The 21,624-nt window shown below is 70.0% G+C and carries 22 protein-coding genes; 9 read left to right on the top strand and 13 right to left on the bottom strand.

Annotated features, from left to right (window positions below):
- The first annotated feature begins 226 nt into the window (after positions 1-226).
- A complete protein-coding gene (locus AB0H86_RS17440) occupies positions 227-817 on the top strand; it encodes an N-acetylmuramoyl-L-alanine amidase (protein ID WP_362438434.1) in 591 nt (196 codons plus the stop codon).
- Between the two features lie 33 nt (positions 818-850).
- Positions 851-1,738: a pyridoxal-phosphate dependent enzyme gene (locus AB0H86_RS17435; protein ID WP_362438431.1), complete on the top strand. Its 888-nt coding sequence runs from the start codon at positions 851-853 to the stop codon at positions 1,736-1,738.
- An 11-nt stretch (positions 1,739-1,749) separates the two neighbouring features.
- Here AB0H86_RS17435 and AB0H86_RS17430 read toward each other — a convergent pair whose 3' ends face one another.
- From AB0H86_RS17430 to AB0H86_RS17405, 6 genes are all read right to left on the bottom strand, one after another.
- Positions 1,750-2,355 (bottom strand): hypothetical protein, encoded by a 606-nt coding sequence (locus tag AB0H86_RS17430; RefSeq protein ID WP_362438429.1) that lies wholly within the window; start codon positions 2,353-2,355, stop codon positions 1,750-1,752.
- Entirely contained in the window at positions 2,342-3,313 is a 972-nt protein-coding gene (locus tag AB0H86_RS17425) for a hypothetical protein (protein ID WP_362438426.1), read from the bottom strand. Before AB0H86_RS17425 ends, AB0H86_RS17430 begins: the two co-directional genes overlap by 14 nt.
- A 36-nt stretch (positions 3,314-3,349) precedes the next feature.
- A complete protein-coding gene (locus AB0H86_RS17420; protein ID WP_362438423.1) occupies positions 3,350-5,515 on the bottom strand; it encodes a hypothetical protein in 2,166 nt (721 codons plus the stop codon).
- On the bottom strand, positions 5,512-6,246 hold the full coding sequence (locus tag AB0H86_RS17415; RefSeq protein WP_362438421.1) for a hypothetical protein: 735 nt from the start codon (positions 6,244-6,246) through the stop codon (positions 5,512-5,514). The genes AB0H86_RS17420 and AB0H86_RS17415 overlap by 4 nt, the downstream gene beginning before the upstream one ends.
- 169 nt (positions 6,247-6,415) lie before the next feature.
- Positions 6,416-6,943, bottom strand: a complete 528-nt coding sequence (locus tag AB0H86_RS17410) for a hypothetical protein (RefSeq protein WP_362438418.1) — start codon at positions 6,941-6,943, stop codon at positions 6,416-6,418.
- A 103-nt stretch (positions 6,944-7,046) separates the two neighbouring features.
- Positions 7,047-8,642 (bottom strand): Na+/H+ antiporter, encoded by a 1,596-nt coding sequence (locus AB0H86_RS17405; RefSeq protein ID WP_362438415.1) that lies wholly within the window; start codon positions 8,640-8,642, stop codon positions 7,047-7,049.
- Between the two features lie 86 nt (positions 8,643-8,728).
- On the opposite strand from AB0H86_RS17405, the gene AB0H86_RS17400 reads away from it, so the two are divergent.
- The 3 genes from AB0H86_RS17400 (at position 8,729) to AB0H86_RS17390 (ending at position 10,779) form a co-directional block, all read left to right on the top strand.
- Positions 8,729-8,989, top strand: a complete 261-nt coding sequence (locus tag AB0H86_RS17400) for a UBP-type zinc finger domain-containing protein (RefSeq protein WP_362438412.1) — start codon at positions 8,729-8,731, stop codon at positions 8,987-8,989.
- Positions 8,990-9,250: 261 nt separating this feature from the next.
- Positions 9,251-9,664, top strand: a complete 414-nt coding sequence (locus tag AB0H86_RS17395) for an anti-sigma regulatory factor (RefSeq protein WP_019058277.1) — start codon at positions 9,251-9,253, stop codon at positions 9,662-9,664.
- A gap of 17 nt (positions 9,665-9,681) precedes the next feature.
- Positions 9,682-10,779, top strand: a complete 1,098-nt coding sequence (locus AB0H86_RS17390) for an RNA polymerase sigma factor SigF (RefSeq protein ID WP_362438409.1) — start codon at positions 9,682-9,684, stop codon at positions 10,777-10,779.
- 180 nt (positions 10,780-10,959) lie between these two features.
- On the opposite strand, the gene AB0H86_RS17385 is transcribed toward AB0H86_RS17390, so the two are convergent.
- Complete coding sequence (locus AB0H86_RS17385; protein ID WP_362438406.1) at positions 10,960-11,421, bottom strand: hypothetical protein; 462 nt, start codon at positions 11,419-11,421, stop codon at positions 10,960-10,962.
- A 114-nt stretch (positions 11,422-11,535) separates the two neighbouring features.
- Here AB0H86_RS17385 and AB0H86_RS17380 point away from each other — a divergent pair, with 114 nt between their 5' ends.
- Both AB0H86_RS17380 and AB0H86_RS17375 read left to right on the top strand, forming a co-directional pair.
- Complete coding sequence (locus tag AB0H86_RS17380; protein ID WP_362438403.1) at positions 11,536-12,504, top strand: diacylglycerol kinase family protein; 969 nt, start codon at positions 11,536-11,538, stop codon at positions 12,502-12,504.
- Positions 12,505-12,822: 318 nt separating this feature from the next.
- The gene (locus AB0H86_RS17375) at positions 12,823-13,080 is read left to right on the top strand and encodes a WhiB family transcriptional regulator (RefSeq protein ID WP_016639615.1); all 258 of its coding nucleotides are present in this window, start codon (positions 12,823-12,825) and stop codon (positions 13,078-13,080) included.
- A gap of 190 nt (positions 13,081-13,270) precedes the next feature.
- Here the strand turns inward: AB0H86_RS17375 and AB0H86_RS17370 are convergent, their stop codons facing one another.
- Together AB0H86_RS17370 and AB0H86_RS17365 are read right to left on the bottom strand one after the other, a co-directional pair.
- Positions 13,271-14,737, bottom strand: a complete 1,467-nt coding sequence (locus AB0H86_RS17370; RefSeq protein WP_362438587.1) for a PAS domain-containing sensor histidine kinase — start codon at positions 14,735-14,737, stop codon at positions 13,271-13,273.
- Positions 14,738-15,142: 405 nt separating this feature from the next.
- A complete protein-coding gene (locus tag AB0H86_RS17365) occupies positions 15,143-15,775 on the bottom strand; it encodes a TetR/AcrR family transcriptional regulator (protein ID WP_362438400.1) in 633 nt (210 codons plus the stop codon).
- A 96-nt stretch (positions 15,776-15,871) separates the two neighbouring features.
- On the opposite strand from AB0H86_RS17365, the gene AB0H86_RS17360 reads away from it, so the two are divergent.
- Both AB0H86_RS17360 and nagB read left to right on the top strand, forming a co-directional pair.
- Positions 15,872-16,624: an SDR family oxidoreductase gene (locus AB0H86_RS17360; protein WP_362438397.1), complete on the top strand. Its 753-nt coding sequence runs from the start codon at positions 15,872-15,874 to the stop codon at positions 16,622-16,624.
- A gap of 177 nt (positions 16,625-16,801) precedes the next feature.
- Positions 16,802-17,587: a glucosamine-6-phosphate deaminase gene (nagB, locus tag AB0H86_RS17355; RefSeq protein WP_362438394.1), complete on the top strand. Its 786-nt coding sequence runs from the start codon at positions 16,802-16,804 to the stop codon at positions 17,585-17,587.
- Positions 17,588-17,719: 132 nt separating this feature from the next.
- On the opposite strand, the gene AB0H86_RS17350 is transcribed toward nagB, so the two are convergent.
- The 4 genes from AB0H86_RS17350 to AB0H86_RS17335 form a co-directional block, all read right to left on the bottom strand.
- Entirely contained in the window at positions 17,720-17,959 is a 240-nt protein-coding gene (locus tag AB0H86_RS17350; protein ID WP_362438391.1) for a hypothetical protein, read from the bottom strand.
- Positions 17,960-18,052: 93 nt separating this feature from the next.
- Complete coding sequence (locus AB0H86_RS17345) at positions 18,053-19,678, bottom strand: glycoside hydrolase family 3 protein (RefSeq protein WP_362438388.1); 1,626 nt, start codon at positions 19,676-19,678, stop codon at positions 18,053-18,055.
- 6 nt (positions 19,679-19,684) lie between these two features.
- A complete protein-coding gene (locus tag AB0H86_RS17340; RefSeq protein ID WP_362438385.1) occupies positions 19,685-20,539 on the bottom strand; it encodes a carbohydrate ABC transporter permease in 855 nt (284 codons plus the stop codon).
- Positions 20,536-21,519: a sugar ABC transporter permease gene (locus AB0H86_RS17335; RefSeq protein ID WP_362438382.1), complete on the bottom strand. Its 984-nt coding sequence runs from the start codon at positions 21,517-21,519 to the stop codon at positions 20,536-20,538. Before AB0H86_RS17335 ends, AB0H86_RS17340 begins: the two co-directional genes overlap by 4 nt.
- Between the last annotated feature and the right edge of the window lie 105 nt (positions 21,520-21,624).

The raw sequence follows: 21,624 nt of genomic DNA, 5'->3' as shown, positions 1-21,624 counted from the left end.
AGCGTGCCGGTGCTATTACACGAAAGAGCGGGGTTGGATCACTCCCGGCTGGGCACATGAGCCATTCCTGTCCAGTCGACGTCGGCCCCGGCGAGCGGAACACCGTTGTCCGGATCGGCTCGCACGCCGTGCGAAGAAGGTGTGCGAATCACTAAGTTCCGGTACAAACAGTGATATACGAGACGGCCGCGAACGGCGGCCGTCGCGCAGCACAAAGGAGCCGGCCATGGCCTCACCCATGTCCGCGGGCAGTTTCCTGGCAGCTCTCAAGTCGGAGGGCCTCAGCGTCGTCGAAGTGGGCGACTGGGAGCATCACAATCGCAACCACAAGGGTCCCTGGGGCCCGGTCAACGGCGTGATGATCCACCACACGGTCACCAAGGGCAGCGCACGGACGGTGCAGATCTGCCGCGACGGCCACACCGACCTGCCGGGGCCGCTGTGCCACGGTGTCATCACCAAGGACGGCACCGTCCACCTCGTCGGCTACGGCCGGGCCAACCACGCCGGACGCGGCGACGACGACGTCCTGCGCGCGGTGATCGCCGAGGAGGCACTTCCGAACGACAACGAGACCAACACCGACGGCAACCGGCACTTCTACGGCTTCGAGTGCGAGAACCTCGGCGACGGAAAGGACCCCTGGCCCGAGGTCCAGCTGGAGGCGATCGAGAAGGCCGCGGCGGCCCTGTGCCGGCATCACGGCTGGACGGAGCACTCGGTCATCGGCCACCTGGAGTGGCAGCCGGGCAAGGTGGACCCGCGCGGGTTCACCATGGACTCGATGCGGAAGCGAATCCGGGACCGTCTGAGGTGACCGAGTCCGCGGGCCCGAGGTGACAATGGATCCGTGACCAGCCTCGCCTCCCTGCGCCCCAAGCTCCCCTCCCCGTTGCAGGAGATCGAGGACGACCGCTTCACCGGGCACGGCATCCGGCTCGTCCTCAAGCGCGACGACCTCATCCACCCGGAGCTCGTCGGCAACAAGTGGCGCAAGCTCGCGCCGAACCTCACCGCGGCGGCCGGCCGTACCGTCGTCACCTTCGGCGGCGCGTACTCCAACCACCTTCGCGCCACGGCCGCCGCGGGCCGCCTCCTCGGCCTGACCACCGTCGGCGTGGTGCGCGGCCAGGAACTCGCCGGCCGCCCGCTCAACGCCTCCCTGGCCCGCTGCGCCGCCGACGGCATGCGACTGCACTTCGTCGACAGGTCGACGTATCGCCGTAAGACCGAGCCGAAGACCCTGGCGGCGCTTCTGCGCACGGCGGGCGTCGACGACGCCTACGTCGTGCCCGAGGGCGGCAGCAACGCCCTCGCCGTACGGGGATGCCGGGAACTGGGCGAGGAGTTGCGCGGCCACGCCGACGTCGTCGGGGTCGCCTGTGGCACCGGCGGCACGCTCGCGGGGCTGGCGGCCGGACTCGGCCCCGGTCGGCGCGTGCTGGGCGTCCCCGTCCTCAAGGGGGGCTTCCTGAACGACGACATACGAGCCCTTCAGCACCAGGCCTTCGGCGGCCCCCGCGGCACCTGGTGCCTCGACGAGCGTTTCCACTTCGGCGGCTACGCCCGCACCACCCCCGAACTCGACGCCTTCGCGGAGGACTTCGAGAGCCGCCATGACCTGCCGGTCGAGCGGCTCTATGTCGCCAAGTTGCTGTACGGACTTGTAGCTCTGGCGCAGGAGGGCCGCTTCGCGCCGGGAACCACCGTGGCCGCGGTGATCACGGGTCGGCCGTAGCGGTCAGGCGGTCAGGCGGTCTGTGGGTGATGGTGGCCGACGGGGCGCGCTGACGGGGTCCCTCCTTCCTCCAGCAGCGGATGCTCGGGGGCGTCCATCCATCCCTGGAAGGAGTCCCACCAGACGACCACCGGGGCGTCCTGGGAGGCCGGTCGCTCGGCACTGCCGATCGCGTGCACGTTGTAGCCGACGAGGTAGACGACCATCACGGCGGTGACCGCCCTGAAGGAGACCCGAGTGCAGGCCCGCATGCCGCGGCCCAGGGTCTGGCCCGCGGTCTTCGTCCAGTCGGAGACGTTCTCCGCCCACTGGCCGTAGATCCGCAGCACCAGCGGAATGCCCCGGCCCTGCCGGAGGAACAGCAGGGTGCACGCGTACTCGGGAGCGAGCAGCACCGTCGCGACGAGCGCGGACAGCTTCGATCCCGTCCAGTCGGCGGTCCCGCCCGCACGGGGTACGACATGGCGCAGGACGAGCCAGAACACCACGATCGCGGCGAGGATGAACAGGGGGACGCGTATCGGATACACGAACCAGGAGAACGCCTCGGTCCACACGTCCACGAGAAGGTCGAAGATCTCGATCATCGCAGGCGGCCCCCCGTCAGTCGTCTTCATGGCGTGACTGTCCGGCGTCGTCGCCCTTGTCCGGGCCCGGCCCGCGGTCGCGCCGGTCCTCGTACCCACCGTCGTCCTGGCGACGTGCCCGCCGGTCCCGGCGGCGGGATCGGCCCTCGCCGAGCTGGTGGGGTACGTTCGCCGAGGCCGCGGGCGGCAGCTGGGTCGCCGAGCTCGGCAGGGTGTTGCGGATCTGGGTGAGCAACTCGTTGACCGCGTGGGCCCGTTCGTGTTCCTCGCTGGAATCCGACCCGGCCACCGCCTTGACGATCTCCAGATGGGCGAGCATCGCCACCCGCTTGTCCTCCCGGAGGTCGCGGTAGAACTCCATGGCGGCCTCGGGGTCCTTGCTGAGCGCGTCGGCCATCAGGCCCATCTCACCCTCGTTGAGGATCGCGGCCGCGTTGGTGCGCTGCATGCTGCTCAGCGTGCCGGTACGGGTGATGTCCGTGGCCTCGGCGTCGGGTCGCAGGGCGCAGTCGACCTCCAGAACCTCCAGCAGTCCGTCACCGAGATGTCCGGTCCACTGCTCCCGGGCTGCCCATGACTCGAACTCCCCCACCGCGTCCAGTCCGTAGCTCCGTGCGGCGCTGTTCAGGCGCGGCACGATACGGCGCTTGAGGATCTTCGGTACGTCGAAGGGGGCCTGTTCGGCCGCCAGCCGGGCGTCGGCGATGCGCCAGGCCACCTCGACCGAGCCCTGGAATCGCAGCCCCTTGTCCGCGCTCTCGAGTTCCACGTCCAGGGTCGTGCCGAGTTCCCTCAGGTCCACGATCCAGTACTGCCCCTTGGGCCGGAACCAGCCAATGCCGGACGTGGGCACCTCTCCCCTGGGCAGAGGCTGGAGTTGATTGCCGAGCTGGACCACCGCGCACTCACCGGCTCCCGGGCGCCCCTGGTCCTCGATGTCGCGCGGGCGGGTCACCGGGAAGGGTCCGCGCACCGGCCCGTTGGTCATGGCCACACTGGCTCCTGTCGTTCGTGTCGTTGCCGCTCAGCGCAGCGCGTCCAGCTCCACAAGGGCCAGTTGCGCGGTGTAGGACGGGGTGGACGGCCCATGCGCGAGCCGTTGGAGGTGATGGTCGAGCCGACGGAAGTCACTGCCGTCCACGATCAGTTCGTCGATGAGGTCGAGCAGGGCCTCACGGCACTCGCCGTGGCGGTCGGCCTGCCGGATCCAGGACTCCAGTACGTCGAGCGCCTCCCCGGCCGTGGCGCGGTGCGCGAGAGCGGACCGCCAGAGGTCGACGACGTCCTCGTCGATCCCGGCGGCGCCGCGCCGGTCTCCGGGGCGGTCGTGGTCCGTCGCCCCGCTCCGTCCGAACAGCCACAGGACGGTGTGCCAGTTCGCGGCGTCCGGTCTGCCATCCGCGCCACGCAGGAGGCAGACCCGTAGGAACGCGGCGAGAAGCTGACCGCGGGCGGGATCGTCGGCGCCGTCGAGCCAGGTGCCCATCGCCTCCAGGACGAGCGCGGACAGCCCGCTGGTGAACGCGGCGGACAGACCCACCCTCGTCGACCAGGCCACGCCCGCGTCCTTGGTGTCCAGCAGTTCGCCGAGCCCCTGGATGCCGGCGACCGGCTGTACGGGGCTCACCGCGAGGCCCCAGGCGAGCGCGGCGGTCATGCGCCGGTACCGGTTGGAGGCCGCGCCCCAGGACTCCACCAGGCCCAGCGCGTGCCCCGCGACGGCGGGATCGCGCACCGCCACGGAGAGCGCGATCGCCGCGGCCACCCGGTCACGCTGATCGGTCGAGAGGGACCACGGCTGAAGCACCTCCTCCGCGATCTCGACGAAGCTCAGCAGGGACAGCCGGCCCACGCACACCGCCGCGCGCCGCCGGACCGCCGCGTCGGGGTCGTGCACGAGGTCGGAGAGCCAACGCAGCAACTCGAAGCCGTCGTAGTCCAGCCACATGGCGTCGATGAGTGCCGGCGCCAGACCTCGCGCGGAGAAGTCCACGACCTCCGCCGGACTGCTGCCGTAGCGGGTGTACACCGTCCCGGTGGCGGTGACGGCGCGTACCGCTTCCAGCCGTTGCGTGCGGGTGACGGCGAGGAACGGGCGCGGACGGGCCCCGTCGAGTGCCATCGCCTCGTGGACGACGTCGGCCAGCCGGTTCTCCAGGCGGGTGACCGTCGCGTAGGGGAACCCGCCGAAGAAGGCCACGGCGAGCGCCAGTTCCCGGGGCAGCTCCTGGTTCTTGAGCAGGTCCGCCGCGTCCTGCTTGATGCGTACGGCGACCTGCGCCATGCACTCGGCCACGGTCGACGATCCGTCCGCGGTCCGCGCCAGTTCGCGTGCGGTCTGCGCGATCTCCGTCGGCGTCGGCCTGGTCGCGAGCCACTCGGTCACCTCCTCGTGGCCGAGCAGGGTCTCCGTGTGCGAGCGCCGCGGCATGGGCAGCCGGTGGCGCAGGTGGCTGCGCAGCAGACGGACGCCGTCCGGACGTTCGTCCACCGACACCGTCCACGCGGCCGTGTCCGTCGGAGCGGGCGAGGCGTCGTCGACCGTCAGCACCAGGAAGGCGCCCCGGTCGGTGAGGATCTGCGACAGCTTGGACAGCGTGAAGCCGCTCAGGGGGCGGTCCGCCCGCCCCGGCCCGGTCTCCAGTACGTACGCGCAGCCGGCGGCCACGTCCTGCGCCACGAGGGCGTCCGGATCGGTGCCCGGGTGGAGGAGGCGGCACTGTCCGTCGGGCGGCGCGAGGGTGACGGCCACGGCCGTGGCGAGGAAACGCAGGCCGCTGTGGCGGGGACCGCGCAGCACGAGTACATGGTGGCGGCGCAGCGTGCTCTCCGCGTCCTGAGCGCACGGCGGACGCACATAGACCTGCTCCATCTCCATCAGCTCGGCGTCCGTGAGGCGGTACCAACTGGCGCGGCGGGCGGGGCGCCCGCCCATGTTGAGGATGAACTGGTCACCGCCCACGATCGACTCGGCCCGCACCCGGCGTTGGAAGGTCATCGACCCGGCCCCGTCGAAGCGGCCCACGTCGTTGTCCAGGTCGGAGCGCAGCCGGTGCATGTCTCCCGGCTCGAACTGTTCCTCGTCGGCACCGTCCGCGTGGTCGCCGGTCACGCCCGGCCCACGACTCGCGGGATCGTCGTCCTTCGCCTCGGTCCCGTCGGCGGTTTCCGTGGACTCCTGCGAACTCACCGAAGGTTCCACTGCTCGCCGCTGACCACGTTCTTGGCCCGCACCTTCCCGTTGAAGGTGATGCCGGGCCGGGGACGCTCGTCCGGGGAGGCGGAGTCGCCACCGTCGCGGCGAGGCGCCTGGCCGGCCCGCCGCGTCTTCGGAGGCTCGGGGCTCGGTGCGGGCCGCGCGGTGCGTGCGGCCGGAGTCAGCCAGGTGGCCACCCGTACGCCGCCCTTGACGGTCAGCTCCCCGGGTGTGAAGGCGTCCGGGTCGAGCTCGCCGTGCCCGTGTCGGACGGCGCCGTACCAGATGCTCTCCGACACCGCGAGCACGTACGGCGCACCGTTGTCGACCAGCTCGGAACGCAACTGCTCCGCGTCCAGCATCCCGTGCAACAGGTTGACGTCCGCTCCGTCGGCGTCGCCGCCGTCGGGGGTGGGCACGAGGTATCCGCCATGGACGACCAGCCGCAGTACGAGCTGAAGCGCTTCCGACGACTCCTTGTTGTGGCGCCGCAGCAGGCCGGGGAGTCGGCCGGTCACCGCTTCCACCACGGGGACCGGGGAGACATCCGGACGGAAGTCGTACCGCCCGCCGTCGCCGCGGCTGCGGAGCGCGTAGGCGTTGCTGTCGACGCCCTGCTGGCCCAGGGCCTCGGCGATCAGCCTGGTCTGTGCCGCGCGGAGTGTCGGCAGGACGCTGTCGTCACGGGAAGGCCGGGAGGAACCCTGGATGTCGATGCCGAGCATGACGTGATGAACAGGAAAAACACCGGACGTTGTCAAGCTGCTCGTCCCCCAAGGTCAAGCACCCCAGAACGACCCCGCCGTTGATGTGTGAGGCGGCGGATCCGGCACCTCGACGGGGAGAAAGCAGAGATTAACCGTGAGCCGTGCGTTTATCCAATGGATCATCAGATCATGCCCAAAGGGTGACAATCAGTAGTGACAGCAGCGTTCCGCCCGCTACCGTCGCCCACGCCAGAGCGGCCCGGAAGGCGACGAACTTCCGCTGTGCGATGACGGCGAGATCGATGGCGTGCTGCCATGCCTCGGCCCGTGCCCGCCCGTTGTCGCCGTCCGGGTCCGGCCCCGGACTCGGCTCCGGACTCGGCTCCGGGGCGCCGATCCGCCGCGCGAGCGTCGGCCAGCCGTACCGCGTCGGCCGGCTCGTCGTCGACTTCGGGGCCAGTGTGCGGAGGATGAACCACCCCGACACCGCCACCGCCACCATCACCAGATGAGCCAGCACCAGGATCAGCGCTTCCCGGACCGTGTGCGGCGGGGCCATCGTCCGCAGCGGGCCCGCCTGGGTCAGAAGTCCCGCCACGAGGACCCCCAGGCTCGCGGCCAGCAGCCCCGCCTTGGTGTCTGCCGCGGCGATCCACCCGCTCACCTGGTTGATCGCGAGCGTGACGTCCGCCCCGGGCTCGCACGCCTCCTGCATCTGCCCCCGCCCCCTCCCCGCTCCACGTAACAGGGATCACCGCGTACGGGGATCACCCGTCGTGGCCACATTCATGACCACATTAGGGGGAAACGACCATTCCTTACGCCGACTCCCGATAAGCCGCCGCCTCCTCCAGGTCCAGCCTGCGCAGAAGGGTCCGCAGCATCTCGTCGTCTATGTAGCGGGCGTCGCGCAGTTTGACGAAGACCGCGCGCTCGGCGCCGATCATCTCCCGGGACAGGCGCCGGTAGGCCTCGTCGACGGTCTCACCGGTGATCGGGTTCACCTGGCCGAGGCGTTCCCAGACCGCGTTGCGGCGCCGCTCCAGGACCGAGCGCAGACGGTCGGCCAGCGGCCCCGGGAGGGCGTTGCGCTCGTCGGAAAGGAGGTCGTCCAGGCGCCGCTCGGCGGCCCGGGAGGCTTGCGCCTGGGCGTTGGCCTCCGCGAGGGTCTCGGCCTGCGCGTCCCGGCCGGGGAGTTTCAGGAGACGGACCAGCGAGGGCAGGGTGAGGCCCTGGAGGACCAGGGTCCCGATGACCGTGGTGAAGGTCAGGAACAGGATGAGGTTGCGCTCCGGGAAGGGGGCTCCGCCGTGCACGGTCAGCGGGATCGAGAAGGCGATGGCCAGGGAGACCACGCCCCGCATGCCCGCCCAGGCGATGACGAACGGCCCCTTCCAGGTCGGGTCGTTCTCGCGTTCCCGGATCCGCGCCGACAGCCAGCGCGGCAGGAAGGTCGCCGGGTACACCCACACGAAACGGGAGACGACCACCACGAGGAACACGGCGATCGCGTACCAGGCGGCACGACCGCCCTCGTACTCCCCCAGGCCCTTGATGATCAACGGCAGTTGCAGTCCGATCAGGGCGAACACCGCGGACTCCAGGACGAACGCGACCATCTTCCAGACGGCCTCCTCCTGGAGGCGGGTCGCGAAGTCGACCTCCCACGCGCGGTGGCCGAGATAGAGCGCCACGGTCACGACCGCGAGGACGCCAGAGGCGTGCACCTGCTCGGCGGCCGCGTAGGCGACGAACGGGATCAACAGGGAGAGCGTGTTCTGCAGCAGTGCCTCCTTCATGTGGGTGCGCAGCCAGTGGATCGGCACCATGAGCACCAGCCCGAAGCCGACGCCGCCGACCGCCGCGAGCAGGAACTCGCCGATCCCGCCGACCCAGGTGGCGCCCTCGCCTACGGCCGCCGCGAGGGCCACCCGGTAGGCCGTGATCGCGGTGGCGTCGTTCACCAGGGACTCGCCCTGCAGGATCGTGGTGATCCGGGACGGCAGCCCGACCCGGCGCGCGACCGCCGTGGCCGCGACGGCGTCCGGCGGTGCCACCACCGCGCCCAGCACCAGCGCCGCGGTCAGCGGCAGCTCCGGCACGATCAGGTAGGCGGCCCAGCCGACGGCGAAGGTCGCGAAAAGGACGTATCCCACAGACAGCAGCGCCACCGGCCGCATTTGCGCGCGAAGGTCGAGATAGGAGCTGTCGGCGGCCGCCGTGTACAGCAGCGGGGGCAGCACGAGCGGCAGGACGATATGCGGGTCGAGGGTGTACCCGGGGACCCCGGGGACGTAACTGATCGCCAGCCCGGCCGCGACCAGCAGCAGCGGCGCCGGCACCGGGGTGCGCCGTGCCGCCGCCGCGACCACGGCACTGCCCGCCACCAGCAACAGCAGTGGCATCACATCCATGCTTTCCGCCCACCCTCGTCCATCGTCGGGTGCCCGCCAACTTTTTTCCGCACGGCCGTCCGCACACCCGTCGTAACCTGGCAATCATGAAACAGTGCACGCATGCCGACGAGCTGCCGCACCCGGAGCCCGAGCCGCTGAGCGACACCTGTCCGGAGTGCCTGGCCACCGGCACCCATCCGGTACAGCTGCGGCTGTGCCTGACCTGCGGCTACGTCGGCTGCTGTGACTCCTCTCCGGGACGACACGCGACGGAGCACTACAAGGACACAGGACATCCGATCATGCGGACGTTCGAGCCTGGTGAGGCATGGCGGTGGTGCTTCGTCGACCATGTCCTTGTATGACCCTCGACTGACCCCAGATCCGGACGGTTCGACCGTCTGACGTCTGGGTACGTCAACCCGGCGCGCGCTCTTCCCAATTGGGCCCGCAGACCCCCTAGCCACGGAGCGTATCCGTGTGTTTACTATGAGTGACAGCAAGGGGTTGGGGTCCCGGGGACAGGAAAGTTCAGAGCGCGGTAGCGTCACCGCTGAACCATGTACCGCGTTATCCCGGGGGGCGACCCTCGGCCCTGAGAAGCTTGTACCACCTTGGAGGTGAGGGTGTCCCAGATCGCAGGCGAGCCCGCGACCCAGGACTTCGTCGAAGTCCGGCTGCCGGCCGCGGGTGCCTACCTGTCGGTGCTGCGTACGGCCACGGCCGGTCTCGCGGCCCGTTTGGACTTCACCCTCGACGAGATCGAGGACCTGCGCATCGCGGTGGACGAGGCCTGCGCGATCCTGCTTCAGCAGGCCGTGCCCGGCTCGGTCCTCAGCTGTGTGTTCCGCCTAGTCGACGACTCACTCGAGGTCACCGTCTCGGCGCCGACCACGGACGGTCACGCCCCCGCGCGGGACACGTTCGCGTGGACGGTGCTGTCGGCCCTGGCCGGCAAGGTGTCGTCGGCCGTCGACGAGGACAAGACCGTTTCGATCAGCCTCTACAAACAGCGCGGCGCGGGACCCGGGCCGGCGTGAGGAACGGGGACGGGCCGGTGCGGGACGAAGAGCGCGGCACACGGGAGCTGCCGGCCGCCACGGACACGGGCGGTCCTAGCACAGCCCGACGCATGGCGGACGGCATCGACGGCATCCCCGAACAGGCCCGGCCGCACCCGGAGGACGACTCCTCGGAGGCGGGCCTCTCGGGCGACGGGCAGCGTGATCGGGAAGGTGCCGTGCAGAGCGAGCCTCTGGACGGACAGATCGAGGTCACCCCTGTCCGAGCCGAGGCGAGGGCTCGTGGAAGGGCGACGGGCGGAACGATGAGCGAGCACCAGCGAAACTCCGAGGACGACGCGACGGGCGCGCCGCGGGTGCAGCCCACCCGGCACGACCATCAGGACCGCAGCGGGGCGCGCGCCAGGTTCGTCGAACTGCGCGCCCTGAGGGAGGGCAGCCCGGAGTACGCCGAGCTGCGCAACCAGCTGGTCCGCATGCACCTGCCGCTCGTCGAGCACCTCGCGCGCCGCTTCCGCAACCGCGGTGAGCCGCTGGACGACCTCACCCAGGTCGCCACCATCGGCCTGATCAAGTCGGTGGACCGCTTCGACCCGGACCGCGGCGTCGAGTTCTCGACCTACGCGACACCGACGGTCGTCGGGGAGATCAAGCGGCACTTCCGCGACAAGGGCTGGGCGGTGCGGGTCCCGCGCAGACTCCAGGAGCTGCGGCTGGCCCTGACGACAGCCACGGCGGAGCTGTCCCAGCAGCACGGCCGCTCCCCCACGGTGCACGAGCTGGCCGAGAAGCTGGCCATCTCGGAGGAGGAGGTCCTGGAGGGCCTGGAGTCCGCCAACGCGTACTCCACGCTGTCCCTGGACGTCCCCGACACCGACGACGAGTCCCCGGCGGTCGCGGACACCCTGGGCTCGGAGGACGAGGCGCTGGAGGGCGTCGAGTACCGCGAGTCCCTCAAGCCGCTCCTGGAGGACCTGCCCCCGCGCGAGAAGCGGATCCTGCTGCTGCGCTTCTTCGGCAACATGACCCAGTCGCAGATCGCGCAGGAGGTCGGCATCTCGCAGATGCACGTCTCGCGATTGCTGGCCCGCACGCTGGCCCAGCTGCGGGAGAAGCTGCTGGTGGAGGAGTAGTCGGCCGCCGACCGGAACACGACAGCGGCCGGGACGGCCACTCATCGAGGGCGACGAGCTGGTTGCCGCGACTGCGACTCGTCGAGGGCGACGGTTGGTTGCCGGGACGGCCACTCGTCGGGGCGACGGTTGGTTGCCCGGACAGCCACTCGCTGGGGCGGCGGCCATCCGCCCGACCGGCTACTTGCCAGGTTCCTGCGTGCGACCCGGCCCCTTGATCCCGAGGGCCTGGGTCGTCGCCGCGTTCACGAGCAGCACCAGCGCCGCGATCGCGACCACCCCGAGCGCGATCCCCGCCGGAATGGCCACGCTGTCGGCCTGGAGCAGGTTGTAGGCCACCGGCAACGCCATGATCTGCGTGATCACGGCAGGCCCACGGCTCCAGCCGCGCCGGCCGAGCAGCCCGCGCGTGGCGAGCAGCGGCAGCAGCGCGAGCACGATCAAGGTGATGCCCCCGGTGACGGCCGACCGACGGTCGTCCGGGTCCCCGACGAAGCCCTCCACGAGCATCCAGGCACCGCCGACGACCAGAGCGAGCCCCTCCAGCGCGGTCAGCGCCGCCGCGGCGATGAGCCGACCGGGACGGGGCCCCGCCGGACCGGCGGATTCCGCTTCGGGAGTGGGGTTCTGCTCAGCGCTCACCCTTGAAGGGTAGCCCTCGGTCCGTACGGCTCGTGGCGAGGTTCACCTCGGAAGTCTTACTTGATCCCTACCTCGCCCTGTGCCCGGTACCACCAGGTAGGTACGCTGCAACTCATGCGTGCACTTCTCGTTGTCAATCCGGCGGCAACCACCACAAGCGCACGTACGCGCGATGTCCTGATCCACGCGCTTGCGAGCGAGATGAAGCTGGAGGCGGTCACCACCGAGTACCGCGGCCACGCGCGCGACCTGGGCCGGCAGGCCGCGGAGAGCTCGGACGTCGACCTGGTCGTGGCCCTCGGTGGCGACGGCACGGTCAACGAGGTCGTCAACGGCCTCCTCCATGCGGGCCCGGACCCGGAGCGCCTGCCCGGCCTCGCGGTGGTCCCCGGCGGCTCCACGAACGTCTTCGCCCGCGCGCTGGGTCTGCCCAACGACGCCGTGGAGGCCACCGGCGCCCTGCTGGACGCCCTGCGCGACGGCAGCGTACGTACGGTGGGCCTGGGGCTGACCTCGGGCACCCCGGGCACGGAGGACGAGGCCGTACCGGCGCGCTGGTTCACCTTCAACGCGGGTCTCGGCTTCGACGCCGGGGTCGTCGGCCGGGTCGAACAGCAGCGCGAGCGTGGCAGGAAGTCCACCCACGCCCTGTATGTACGTCAGGCTCTGCGCCAGTTCTTCGGCGAGGCACACCGCCGCCAGGGAACGATCACGCTGGAGCGGTCGGACGCTGACCCGGTGACCGATCTGGTGCTTTCCATAGTCTCGAACACCTCTCCGTGGACCTTCCTGGGTAATCACCCGATGTACGCGTCACCTAAGGCCTCGTTCGATAAAGGCCTCGACGTACTCGGTCTCAGCCGTATGACAACACCCGCGGTTGCCCGGTATGGCACCCAGTTGCTCACTTCGTCCCCCGAGCGGGGACCCCATGGCAAGCACGCGGTCTCCCTGCACGACATGGACCAGTTCACCTTGCATTCGAAGGTGCCGCTCCCCCTTCAGATGGACGGCGACCACCTAGGGCTCCGTACGAGCGTGACGTTCACAGGCGTACGCCGTGCACTGCGTGTGATTGTGTGAGCAGAAAGGGCTGAAGTCCTTTCACTCGAACGTTTAGGCCAGGGTCCACCCCATAGAAGTACGGCTGTGACCTAGTCGACACCGAGGAATCAAAAAAAACTTTCCGGTAGGGGTTGTATCCGCCGCTGAGGTTTGCGAGTCTCTACATGGCGATCGGGACGGCCCGCAGGACCAGCCTCCACTGATCACCAGAACCCCTCTTCAATCCACAGGACCACGTCGGCGAACCCGACGACGGCCCTTCACTTGTTGAGGGATTCGTGAAAGCGTTCACATTCACAAGCAACCCGCACGTAATACCAAGGAGAGGTAGCAGCCATGGACTGGCGTCACAACGCCGTTTGCCGCGAGGAAGACCCCGAGCTCTTCTTCCCCATCGGCAACACCGGTCCTGCGCTGCTGCAGATCGAGGAAGCCAAGGCCGTCTGCCGTCGCTGCCCGGTTATGGAGCAGTGTCTGCAGTGGGCGCTCGAGTCCGGCCAGGACTCCGGCGTCTGGGGTGGTCTCAGCGAGGACGAGCGCCGCGCCATGAAGCGCCGCGCCGCCCGCAACCGGGCCCGTCAGGCCTCCGCCTGACAACACCCGCCCCGCTAACAGCCTGAGCTTGGCGGCGCGTACAGCGAGTACGCATCTCCCGCCCCCGAGCCGCAGCGCGCAGTACCCCCGATGCGCAGCAACCGCTGGCAACGAGCATGACGAGCCCCGGACCCCTGAACGGTCCGGGGCTCCTTGCTGTGCTTCCGGGGCCCGGCGCGTCCGTACGGCGCTACTTGCTCGCCCGCACCGGGATGTCCAGGATCACCCGGGTTCCGCGCTCCGGTGCCGGGACCATGTCGAAGGTGCCGCCCAACTCGCCCTCCACCAGCGTCCGTACGATCTGCAGGCCGAGGTTGCCGGCGGTGTGCGGGGCGAAGCCCGCGGGCAGGCCGACACCGTCGTCCTGCACGGTGACCAGCAGGCGGGCCTCGTTGGCGGTGCCGCTGCGGACGGCCGAGACCTCGACGGTGCCGGTCTCCCCCTCGCGGAAGCCGTGTTCGAGGGCGTTCTGGAGGATCTCGGTCAGGACCATCGACAAGGGGGTGGCGACCTCCGCGTCCAGGATGCCGAAGCGGCCGGTACGCCGGCCGGTCACCTTGCCCGGGGAGATCTCCGCCACCATCGCGAGGACCCGGTCGGCGATCTCGTCGAACTCCACGCGCTCGTCCAGGTTCTGGGACAGCGTCTCGTGCACGATCGCGATCGAACCGACCCGACGGACCGCCTCTTCGAGCGCTTCGCGGCCGCGGTCGGACTCGATGCGTCGGGCCTGGAGCCGCAGCAGCGCGGCCACCGTCTGGAGGTTGTTCTTCACCCGGTGATGGATCTCCCGGATGGTCGCGTCCTTGGTGATCAACTCACGCTCGCGGCGGCGCAGTTCGGTGACATCACGGAGCAGGACCAGCGAACCGATGCGCGTGCCCTTGGGCTTGAGAGGGATCGCGCGGAACTGGATCACGCCGTCGTCGGACTCGATCTCGAACTCCCGCGGTGCCCAGCCGCTGGCGACCTTGGCGAGTGCCTCGTCCACCGGCCCGTGGGTCGGGGCGAGTTCGGCGGTGGTCTTGCCGAGGTGGTGACCGACCAGGTCGGAGGCGAGACCGAGGCGGTGGTAGGCGGACAGCGCGTTCGGCGAGGCGTACTGGACGAGGCCGTCCGCGTCGAGGCGGATCAGTCCGTCGCCCACGCGGGGCGAGGCGTCCATGTCGACCAGCTGGTTCGCGAAGGGGAAGGCGCCGGCCGCGATCATCTGCGCGAGGTCCGAGGCGCTCTGGAGATACGTCAGCTCCAGACGGCTCGGGGTGCGCACGGTCAGAAGGTTGGTGTTGCGTGCGATGACCCCGAGGACGCGCCCGTCCCGTCGCACCGGGATGGACTCGATCCGGACGGGGACCTCTTCGCGCCACTCCGGATCGCCCTCGCGGACGATCCTGCCCTCGTCGAGGGCGACGTCCAGCATCGGTCGGCGGCCGCGCGGGACGAGGTGGCCGACCATGTCGTCCTGGTACGAGGTCGGGCCGGTGTTGGGCCGCATCTGGGCGACCGAGACATAGCGCGTGCCGTCGCGGGTGGGGACCCACAGGACCAGATCGGCGAAGGAGAGGTCGGAGAGCAACTGCCACTCCGAGACCAGCAGGTGGAGCCACTCGAGGTCGGAGTCGTCGAGGGCCGTGTGCTGGCGTACGAGTTCGTTCATGGAGGGCACGTGTGCGAGCGTACCTGGCGGTACGGACATGTCCCGAAAGGAGCCGTCACAGGCCCCGGAAACACCCGCGGGCCGCGGCGCCTGGGAGGGACCCTCAACCCTCCCGGCACCGCAGCCCGGAGCAGATCGGCCGTGGGGTGTGCGGTCCCGGTCGGCCGAAGGATGAGGATCCGGGGCAGTCAGGGCAGAGAGCTCCGGTTCCTCGGTCCCGTCCTCCTGTGCGGGGAGGACGGAAGTCTGTTCGTCTTCAGTTATCCCTACGCATTGTGGACTAGACCACTACGTGTGTCCATGCGTTGGAGGCTGTTTGTTGTTGGGACTTTTCCTTGGCGCGTCCCGCCGGTCGTCATTAGTCGGACGTCCTGGCAATCACCACGCAGCCTAACGCGTGTGGGTTCATGTGCGGGGCCAGATGGCCATGGCAATTCCCACCAACGCCTCCAACTCGGCACGGCTCGCGCCGTCGCGCGCCTGCTGGGACATGCCCTGGATCATCGCACCGGCGTGCCGGGCGAGGGCGGCGGCGTCTGTGCCGGCCGGCAGGGTGCCCGCGGCGATGTCGGCCCTGACGCGACTCTCGAACGCGGCGATGTTGGCGTTGCGCCGCTCACGCAGGGACTCCTCCACCTCGCGGGTCGTGCAGTTGGTGGCCGCGTGGATGACGAGGCAGCCGAACGGATGGGCGGGGTCGGTGTACTCGACGGCGGCCTCGCGCAGGGTGCGCTCGACGGCGGCGCGGGCTGTGGGCTCCTCCGCGAGGGCACGGTCACCGAAGGAGCCGTACTTGGCGCCGTACTCCCGGACGACCTCCTCGAACAGCGAGCGCTTGTCGCCGAAGGCCGCGTAGAGGCTCGGGGCGCCGATGTCCATCACGCGGGTGAGGTCGGAGACGGACGTGGCCTCGTAGCCGTGCTCCCAGAAGGCCAGGAGCGCCTTCTCCAGCGCGGTCTCGCGATCGAAGGAGCGGGGGCGACCACGCGGCTTCGATGCCCGTCCGACCTGCGTCTTCGTGCCCTCGCCGCTCACCATGGGGTGAATTGTATAGCGGGTGCTAGAGAAATGCCCGACGAGTGTTGTACGGTTTTTCTGTAGCGACCGCTAGGGAAATGCGAAGGGGGCGCCGACATGGGTGTGCTTGCGGGCAGGACGGCTCTGGTCACCGGGGCGAGCAGGGGTATCGGGCGGGGGATCGCCGAGCGGCTGGGGCGCGAGGGCGCCCGGGTCGCGGTGCACTACGGCAGGAACGAGACGGCGGCGAAGGAGACGGTCGACGCCATCGAGGCGGCGGGCGGCTCGGCCTTCGCACTCGGGGTCGAACTGGGACTGCCGGGTGACTCGCAGGCCCTGTGGGAGGAGTTCGACCGGCACGCGGACGGGCTGGACATTCTGGTGAACAACGCCGGCATCGGGAACACCCGGCCGATCCAGGAGATCGCGGAGGAGGAGTACGACCGGGTCTTCGCGGTCAATGTGAAGGCGCCGTTCTTCCTCGTCAAGCACGGCATGAGCCGCCTGCGCGACGGCGGGCGGGTCATCAATGTCTCGTCGGGCCTGTCCCGGACCGCGGCGATGCCGGACAACATGGCGTACGCGATGACGAAGGGCGCACTGGACGTCCTCTCCCGCGACCTGTCCAAGGTGCTGGGCCCCCGGAACATCACGGTGAACTCGGTGGCGCCGGGGATCATCGCCACCGACAACACGTACGAGTTGCTGCACAGGAGCGAGGACTCCTGGGCGGAGGCGGCGGCGATATCGGCACTGGGCAGAGTGGGCGAGACGGCCGACGTCGCGGAGGTGGTGGCGTTCCTGGCGTCGGACGGCGGTCGATGGGTCACGGGCAGCTGGGTGGATGCGACGGGGGGTTCACTGACCTAGCCCGGCGCGGGGCTTTGCGGGACGCCGCCCTCCTGGTGCGGGGCCTGCGGGCCGCCTCCCATCGCCCTGGGCCGGAGGGACCGACTCTGTTAGATTGGTCTAAACCACACAGGCCCCTCCCGGGTCCCCGTCGAGTCCCCTCTGTTCAGACCGTCTCTTCAGATCGGCAGGCCCAGCGTGGAAGTTGTCATCGTCCCGGACGCCAAGGCGGGCGGCGAGCTCATCGCCGAGGCCATGGCACAGCTGCTTGGGAGCAAGCCCAACGCCCTGCTCGGCGTGGCCACCGGTTCGACACCGCTGCCCATCTACGAGGCGCTGGCGGCGAAGGCCAGGGCCGGCGCCGTGGATGCCTCGCGGGCCCGGATCGCACAGCTCGACGAGTACGTGGGGCTGCCCGCCGAGCATCCGGAGTCGTACCGTTCCGTGCTGCGGCGCGAGGTGCTGGAGCCGCTCGGGATCGGGATGGGCGCGTTCATGGGGCCCGATGGCACCGCGGAGGACGTGCAGGGGGCGTGCGAGGCGTACGACAGGGCGCTGGCCGAGGCCGGAGGGGTGGACCTCCAACTGCTGGGGATCGGGACCGACGGTCACATCGGGTTCAACGAGCCGTGCTCGTCGCTGGCTTCCCGGACCCGGATCAAGACGCTGACCGAGCAGACGCGGGTGGACAACGCGCGCTTCTTCGACGGTGACATAGAGCAGGTGCCGCACCACGTGATCACCCAGGGCATCGGGACGATCCTGGAGGCACGGCACCTGGTGCTCCTCGCGACCGGCGAGGGCAAGGCCGACGCGGTCGCGGCGACCGTGGAGGGGCCGGTCGCGGCGGTGTGCCCCGCCTCGGCACTCCAGCTCCATCCGCACGCCACGGTCGTGGTCGACGACGCCGCCGCGTCCAAGCTGAAGCTGGCGGACTACTTCCGGTACACGTTCGCCAACAAGCCGGACTGGCAGGGAATTTAGGCAGACTCGGAGGTCCGGAACCCGGTCCCGCACGTCACGGGCCTTCGGTTTCGTCGGCTCCCTCGGACTCTCAGCCCGCGGCTCGCTCGGGCCAGGGGTTTCTCAGGCCACGGCCTCCCAGGCCAGGGGCTCTCAGAGCACCGCACGTTCCTCGTCCTCGGTCGGGTCGTTCTGAGCGGTCCGGTCGGCCACCCACAGCGGCATCAGCCAGTGGAAGACCAGGACGGCGATGGAGACGGGCCCCATGTAGGCCCGGGGTGCGTCACCGTCGGCGGCACCCGCCGCGAGGATGCCTGCGACGGGCAGGGCCGGCAGCAGCGCGGTGATCCGGTGGGCCCGGGCCAGAACCCTGCTGCTTTCGGCCGACTGCAACTCCTCCAGAGCACGTTCGCGCAGCTCCAGGAGGCCACGGGTGGCGTTGACCGCTACGTCACGCTGCGTCTCACTGCGTCTCGCCGCATCCCCCTACACCCCTGCGGCGACCTCCGCCGCCGCTCGGCCGCAGACGCGGGCCGCGCCGTGGGTGGCGATGTGGAGGGCGCCTCGGGGGGCGGCCTGAGGCAGGCCCATCTCGACCACGATCGTGTCGGGGCGGGCGGCCAGCAGGGTGTCGAGGGCCGCGGCCATCCAGGGATGACGGTGTTCGTCGCGGACGACGGCCACGATGCGGCGTGCGCCCGCCGCTTCCAGGGCGGCCGGGCCGGCGTGCTCGTCGGTGAAGGTGCCGGTCTCCGTGCCGGGGAACAGGCGGGTCAGCTCCGCGGCCACGCCCCAGGGGGTCTCGTCACCCACGGCGATGTTGGCCACCGGGGTCAGCGCGGCGACGAACGGAGGCTCGGTGAGCGGGATGAAGTTCTCGGCGCCGGTGACGCGCAGGGCGCGGCGGGCGGCGCGGAGACCGACATCGTCGACGGCGTCTACGGCGGCCTTCGCGGAGACCGGAGAAGCCGGAGAGATTTGGGAGGTCGGGGAGCCTTGGGAGGAAGGAGGAGAGGGGAAAGCCAGAGAGGCCGGGGAGGTCCGGAAAGCTTGGGAGGCCGGGGAGACCGGGGAGGGATCCGTCTCGTTCCTCCGTCCGCTCGTCGATGCCGCCCAGCGGGCCAGGGTCCGGACGCGATCCGCCGCGTCCGCCAGGCGTTCCTCGGCGAGTTCGCCGGAGCGGACGGCGGTGACGAGGGCGTCGCGGAGACGGCGTACCGTCTCGTCGTCGGCCAGGCCGCCGCCCACGCAGATGGCGTCGGCACCGGCCGCGAGGGCGAGGACACTGCCGCGTTCGATGCCGTAGGTGCCGGCGATGGCCCGCATCTCCATGCCGTCGGTGACGATCAGGCCGTCGTAGCCGAGTTCGCCGCGCAGCAGGTCGGTGAGGACCCGGCGGGACAAGGTGGCGGGACGTTCCGGGTCCAGGGCGGGGACCAGGATGTGCGCGGTCATCACCGCCCGGGTGCCGGCGGCGATCGCCGCGCGGAACGGGGTGAGTTCACGGTCGTGCAGCACGGCGGCGTCCGCGTCGATGCGGGGCAGCGCGTGATGGGAGTCGATCGCCGTGTCGCCGTGGCCCGGGAAGTGCTTGGTGCAGGCGGCGACTCCGGCTGACTGGAGGCCGGTGACATAGGCGGCGGTGTGCCGGGCGACCAGGTCGGGTGCGGCGCCGAAGGAGCGCACGCCGATCACCGGGTTGCCCGGGTTCGAGTTCACGTCGGCCGAGGGCGCCCAGTTGAAGTTCACGCCGCAGGCCGCGAGGCGGCGGCCGAGTTCGAGAGCCACCTCCCGGGTCAGTTCCACGTCGTCCACCGCGCCCAGCGCGTGGTTGCCGGGGAAGCTGGAGCCCGTGCGCACCTCCAGGCGGGTCACGTCTCCGCCCTCCTCGTCGATCGCGACCAGGACGTCGTCGCGTTCGGCGCGCAACTGCGCGGTGAGAGCTGCCAGTTGATCGAGGGAGGCGATGTTGCGGCCGAACAGGCCGACCGAGGCGAGACCCTCGCCGAGGCGGCGCAGCAGCCAGTCGGGGGCTGTGGTGCCCGTGAAGCCGGGCTGGAGGACGGTGAGGGCGTCTCGCGTCAGGGTGTCGGTACCGGCGAATGTCGTCATCGGGCGTTATCCCTTCACGGCGCCCGCGGTCAGACCCGCGGCCATCTTGCGCTGGACGAGGAGGAAGAGGACCACGATCGGCACGGCCATCATGGTGGATCCGGCCATCATCGGGGCGTATTCGGTGCCGTGCTTGGTGGTGAAGTTGCCGAGCCAGACGGTCGCGGTCTGGTTCTTCTGGCTGAGCAGCATGAGGGCGTACAGGTACTCGTTCCAGGCCTGGATGAAGCCGTAGACCGAGGTGGCGACCATGCCGGGGGCCAGGAGCGGGAAGACCACCCGGACGAACGCGCCGGTGCGGGAGCAGCCGTCGACCATCGCCGCCTCCTCCAGTTCCCGGGGGATGTTGACGATGAAGCCGCGCAGCGTCCACACCGTGAAGGGGAGGATCAAAGTCAGGTAGGTGATGATCAGGCCGGAGAGCTTGTCGTACTGGTCCAGGTCGTTGAGCAGCAGGAACACCGGGATGATCATGGCGACCAGCGGAACCATCTGGACCGCGAGGATGCCCACGATCACGATCTTGCGGCCGCGGAAGGCGAACCGGGAGATGGCGAGGGCGGCCAGCATGCCGACGACCATGCCGATCACGACCACGGCGAGCGACACGATCAGGCTGCGACCGACCGGGCCCCAGAAGTCCGCGATGTCGAGCGCGCGGCTGAAGTTGGACAGGGTCAGCCCCGTCGGCAGCAGGCTCGGGTCCGGGTCGATGGCGTCCTTGGCCGGCTTGAACGCGGTGTTCAGCATCCAGTAGACGGGGAAGCCCGCGGTGGCGAAGACGAGGAGGCCGAGGAGGTTCCAGCCGGCCTTCGACTTCCGGCGCACGGGAGTCGGCCCGGTAGTCGTCAGCGTGCTCATTCGACCTCTCCGATCTTCAGCATCTGGCGCATGTAGACGGCGACGACACCGAGCAGCAACAGCACGGTGAGCAGGGCGATCGCCGAGCCCTGGGCGTAGTCGTTGACCACGAAGGCGCGGTCGTACGAATAGGTGGTGAGGAGTTGGAACTCGGCCTCCGGGTGGCCGTTGCGCATCACGAAGACCTGCGGGAAGACGCCCATGTCCCAGATGACCGACAGGGTCGTGAGCATCACGATGATCGGCTTGAGGATGGGCAGGGTGACATGGCGGAAGACGCCCCAGGCGCCCGCGCCGTCCAGCGAGGCCGCCTCCTCCAGTTCCTTCGGGACCTGGGTGAGACCCGCGCTCAACGTGATCACCACGAAGGGGATGGCCCCCCAGACGACCAGCAGCATGATCACGGCCAGGCCCTGCGGCCCGCTGGCGAACCAGTTGTGGCCGATCATCTCCACTCCGGGGAGCTTGCTGAGCAGCGCGTTGAGGATGCCGTAGTCCGCGTCGAACAGCCATTTGAAAACCGTGGTGGCGACAATGATCGGCATGCCCCAGCTGGCCACGAGCGCGATGTTGACCAGCGTCTTCACCCAGCCGGAGACCCGCTGGAGCAGCAGGGCGATCAGCATGCCGACGACCATGGTGAAGATGACACAGCCGGCCGCGAAGACGACCGTGCGGACGACGACGGCCCAGAACTCGCCGTCCGCCAGCACCTTGCTGAAGTTGTCGAACCCGACCGACTCGGCCGGCTGGAAACCCCACAGCTGGGACTGCCCGAACTTCTGGAAGGAGAGGGTGACCATGCGGACCAGCGGATAGCCGAAGACCAGCGCCAGGATCAGCAGGCAGGGGGCGAGCAGCAGCCAGGGGGTCCCCGCTCCGCCGGTGGTCCGCCCTCTGGGTGGCTTCTTCGCCACGGTCGGCGGTGGCGGTGCCTGCCGCGGCGGCACCTTGGCAGGGGTGGTCGTGTCGGCACTCATCCGTGCGCTCCTCAGCGGTCCCTCAGGTCGTACGAAGGCGAAGTCCCGCACGCTCGCGCGAGGACCGGGCCCGCGGAGCCGTACGAGAGGTGGGGCCCCGCCGGT

It is taken from the genome of Streptomyces sp. NPDC050997 (genome assembly GCF_040660135.1).
GTDB lineage: Bacteria > Actinomycetota > Actinomycetes > Streptomycetales > Streptomycetaceae > Streptomyces.
This window is presented reverse-complemented; position numbering and strand designations above follow the sequence as displayed.

Bases quoted from the DNA above. Each gene is read 5' to 3' on its own strand.
- AB0H86_RS17440 (WP_362438434.1), top strand. From the start codon at position 227: ATGGCCTCACCCATGTCCGCGGGCAGTTTCCTGGCAGCTCTCAAGTCG.
- AB0H86_RS17430 (WP_362438429.1), bottom strand. From the start codon at position 2,355: ATGAAGACGACTGACGGGGGGCCGCCTGCGATGATCGAGATCTTCGAC.
- AB0H86_RS17425 (WP_362438426.1), bottom strand. From the start codon at position 3,313: ATGACCAACGGGCCGGTGCGCGGACCCTTCCCGGTGACCCGCCCGCGC.
- AB0H86_RS17415 (WP_362438421.1), bottom strand. From the start codon at position 6,246: ATGCTCGGCATCGACATCCAGGGTTCCTCCCGGCCTTCCCGTGACGAC.
- AB0H86_RS17410 (WP_362438418.1), bottom strand. From the start codon at position 6,943: ATGCAGGAGGCGTGCGAGCCCGGGGCGGACGTCACGCTCGCGATCAAC.
- AB0H86_RS17405 (WP_362438415.1), bottom strand. From the start codon at position 8,642: ATGGATGTGATGCCACTGCTGTTGCTGGTGGCGGGCAGTGCCGTGGTC.
- AB0H86_RS17400 (WP_362438412.1), top strand. From the start codon at position 8,729: ATGAAACAGTGCACGCATGCCGACGAGCTGCCGCACCCGGAGCCCGAG.
- AB0H86_RS17380 (WP_362438403.1), top strand. From the start codon at position 11,536: ATGCGTGCACTTCTCGTTGTCAATCCGGCGGCAACCACCACAAGCGCA.
- AB0H86_RS17375 (WP_016639615.1), top strand. From the start codon at position 12,823: ATGGACTGGCGTCACAACGCCGTTTGCCGCGAGGAAGACCCCGAGCTC.
- AB0H86_RS17370 (WP_362438587.1), bottom strand. From the start codon at position 14,737: ATGAACGAACTCGTACGCCAGCACACGGCCCTCGACGACTCCGACCTC.
- AB0H86_RS17365 (WP_362438400.1), bottom strand. From the start codon at position 15,775: ATGGTGAGCGGCGAGGGCACGAAGACGCAGGTCGGACGGGCATCGAAG.
- AB0H86_RS17360 (WP_362438397.1), top strand. From the start codon at position 15,872: ATGGGTGTGCTTGCGGGCAGGACGGCTCTGGTCACCGGGGCGAGCAGG.
- AB0H86_RS17345 (WP_362438388.1), bottom strand. From the start codon at position 19,678: ATGACGACATTCGCCGGTACCGACACCCTGACGCGAGACGCCCTCACC.
- AB0H86_RS17340 (WP_362438385.1), bottom strand. From the start codon at position 20,539: ATGAGCACGCTGACGACTACCGGGCCGACTCCCGTGCGCCGGAAGTCG.
- AB0H86_RS17335 (WP_362438382.1), bottom strand. From the start codon at position 21,519: ATGAGTGCCGACACGACCACCCCTGCCAAGGTGCCGCCGCGGCAGGCA.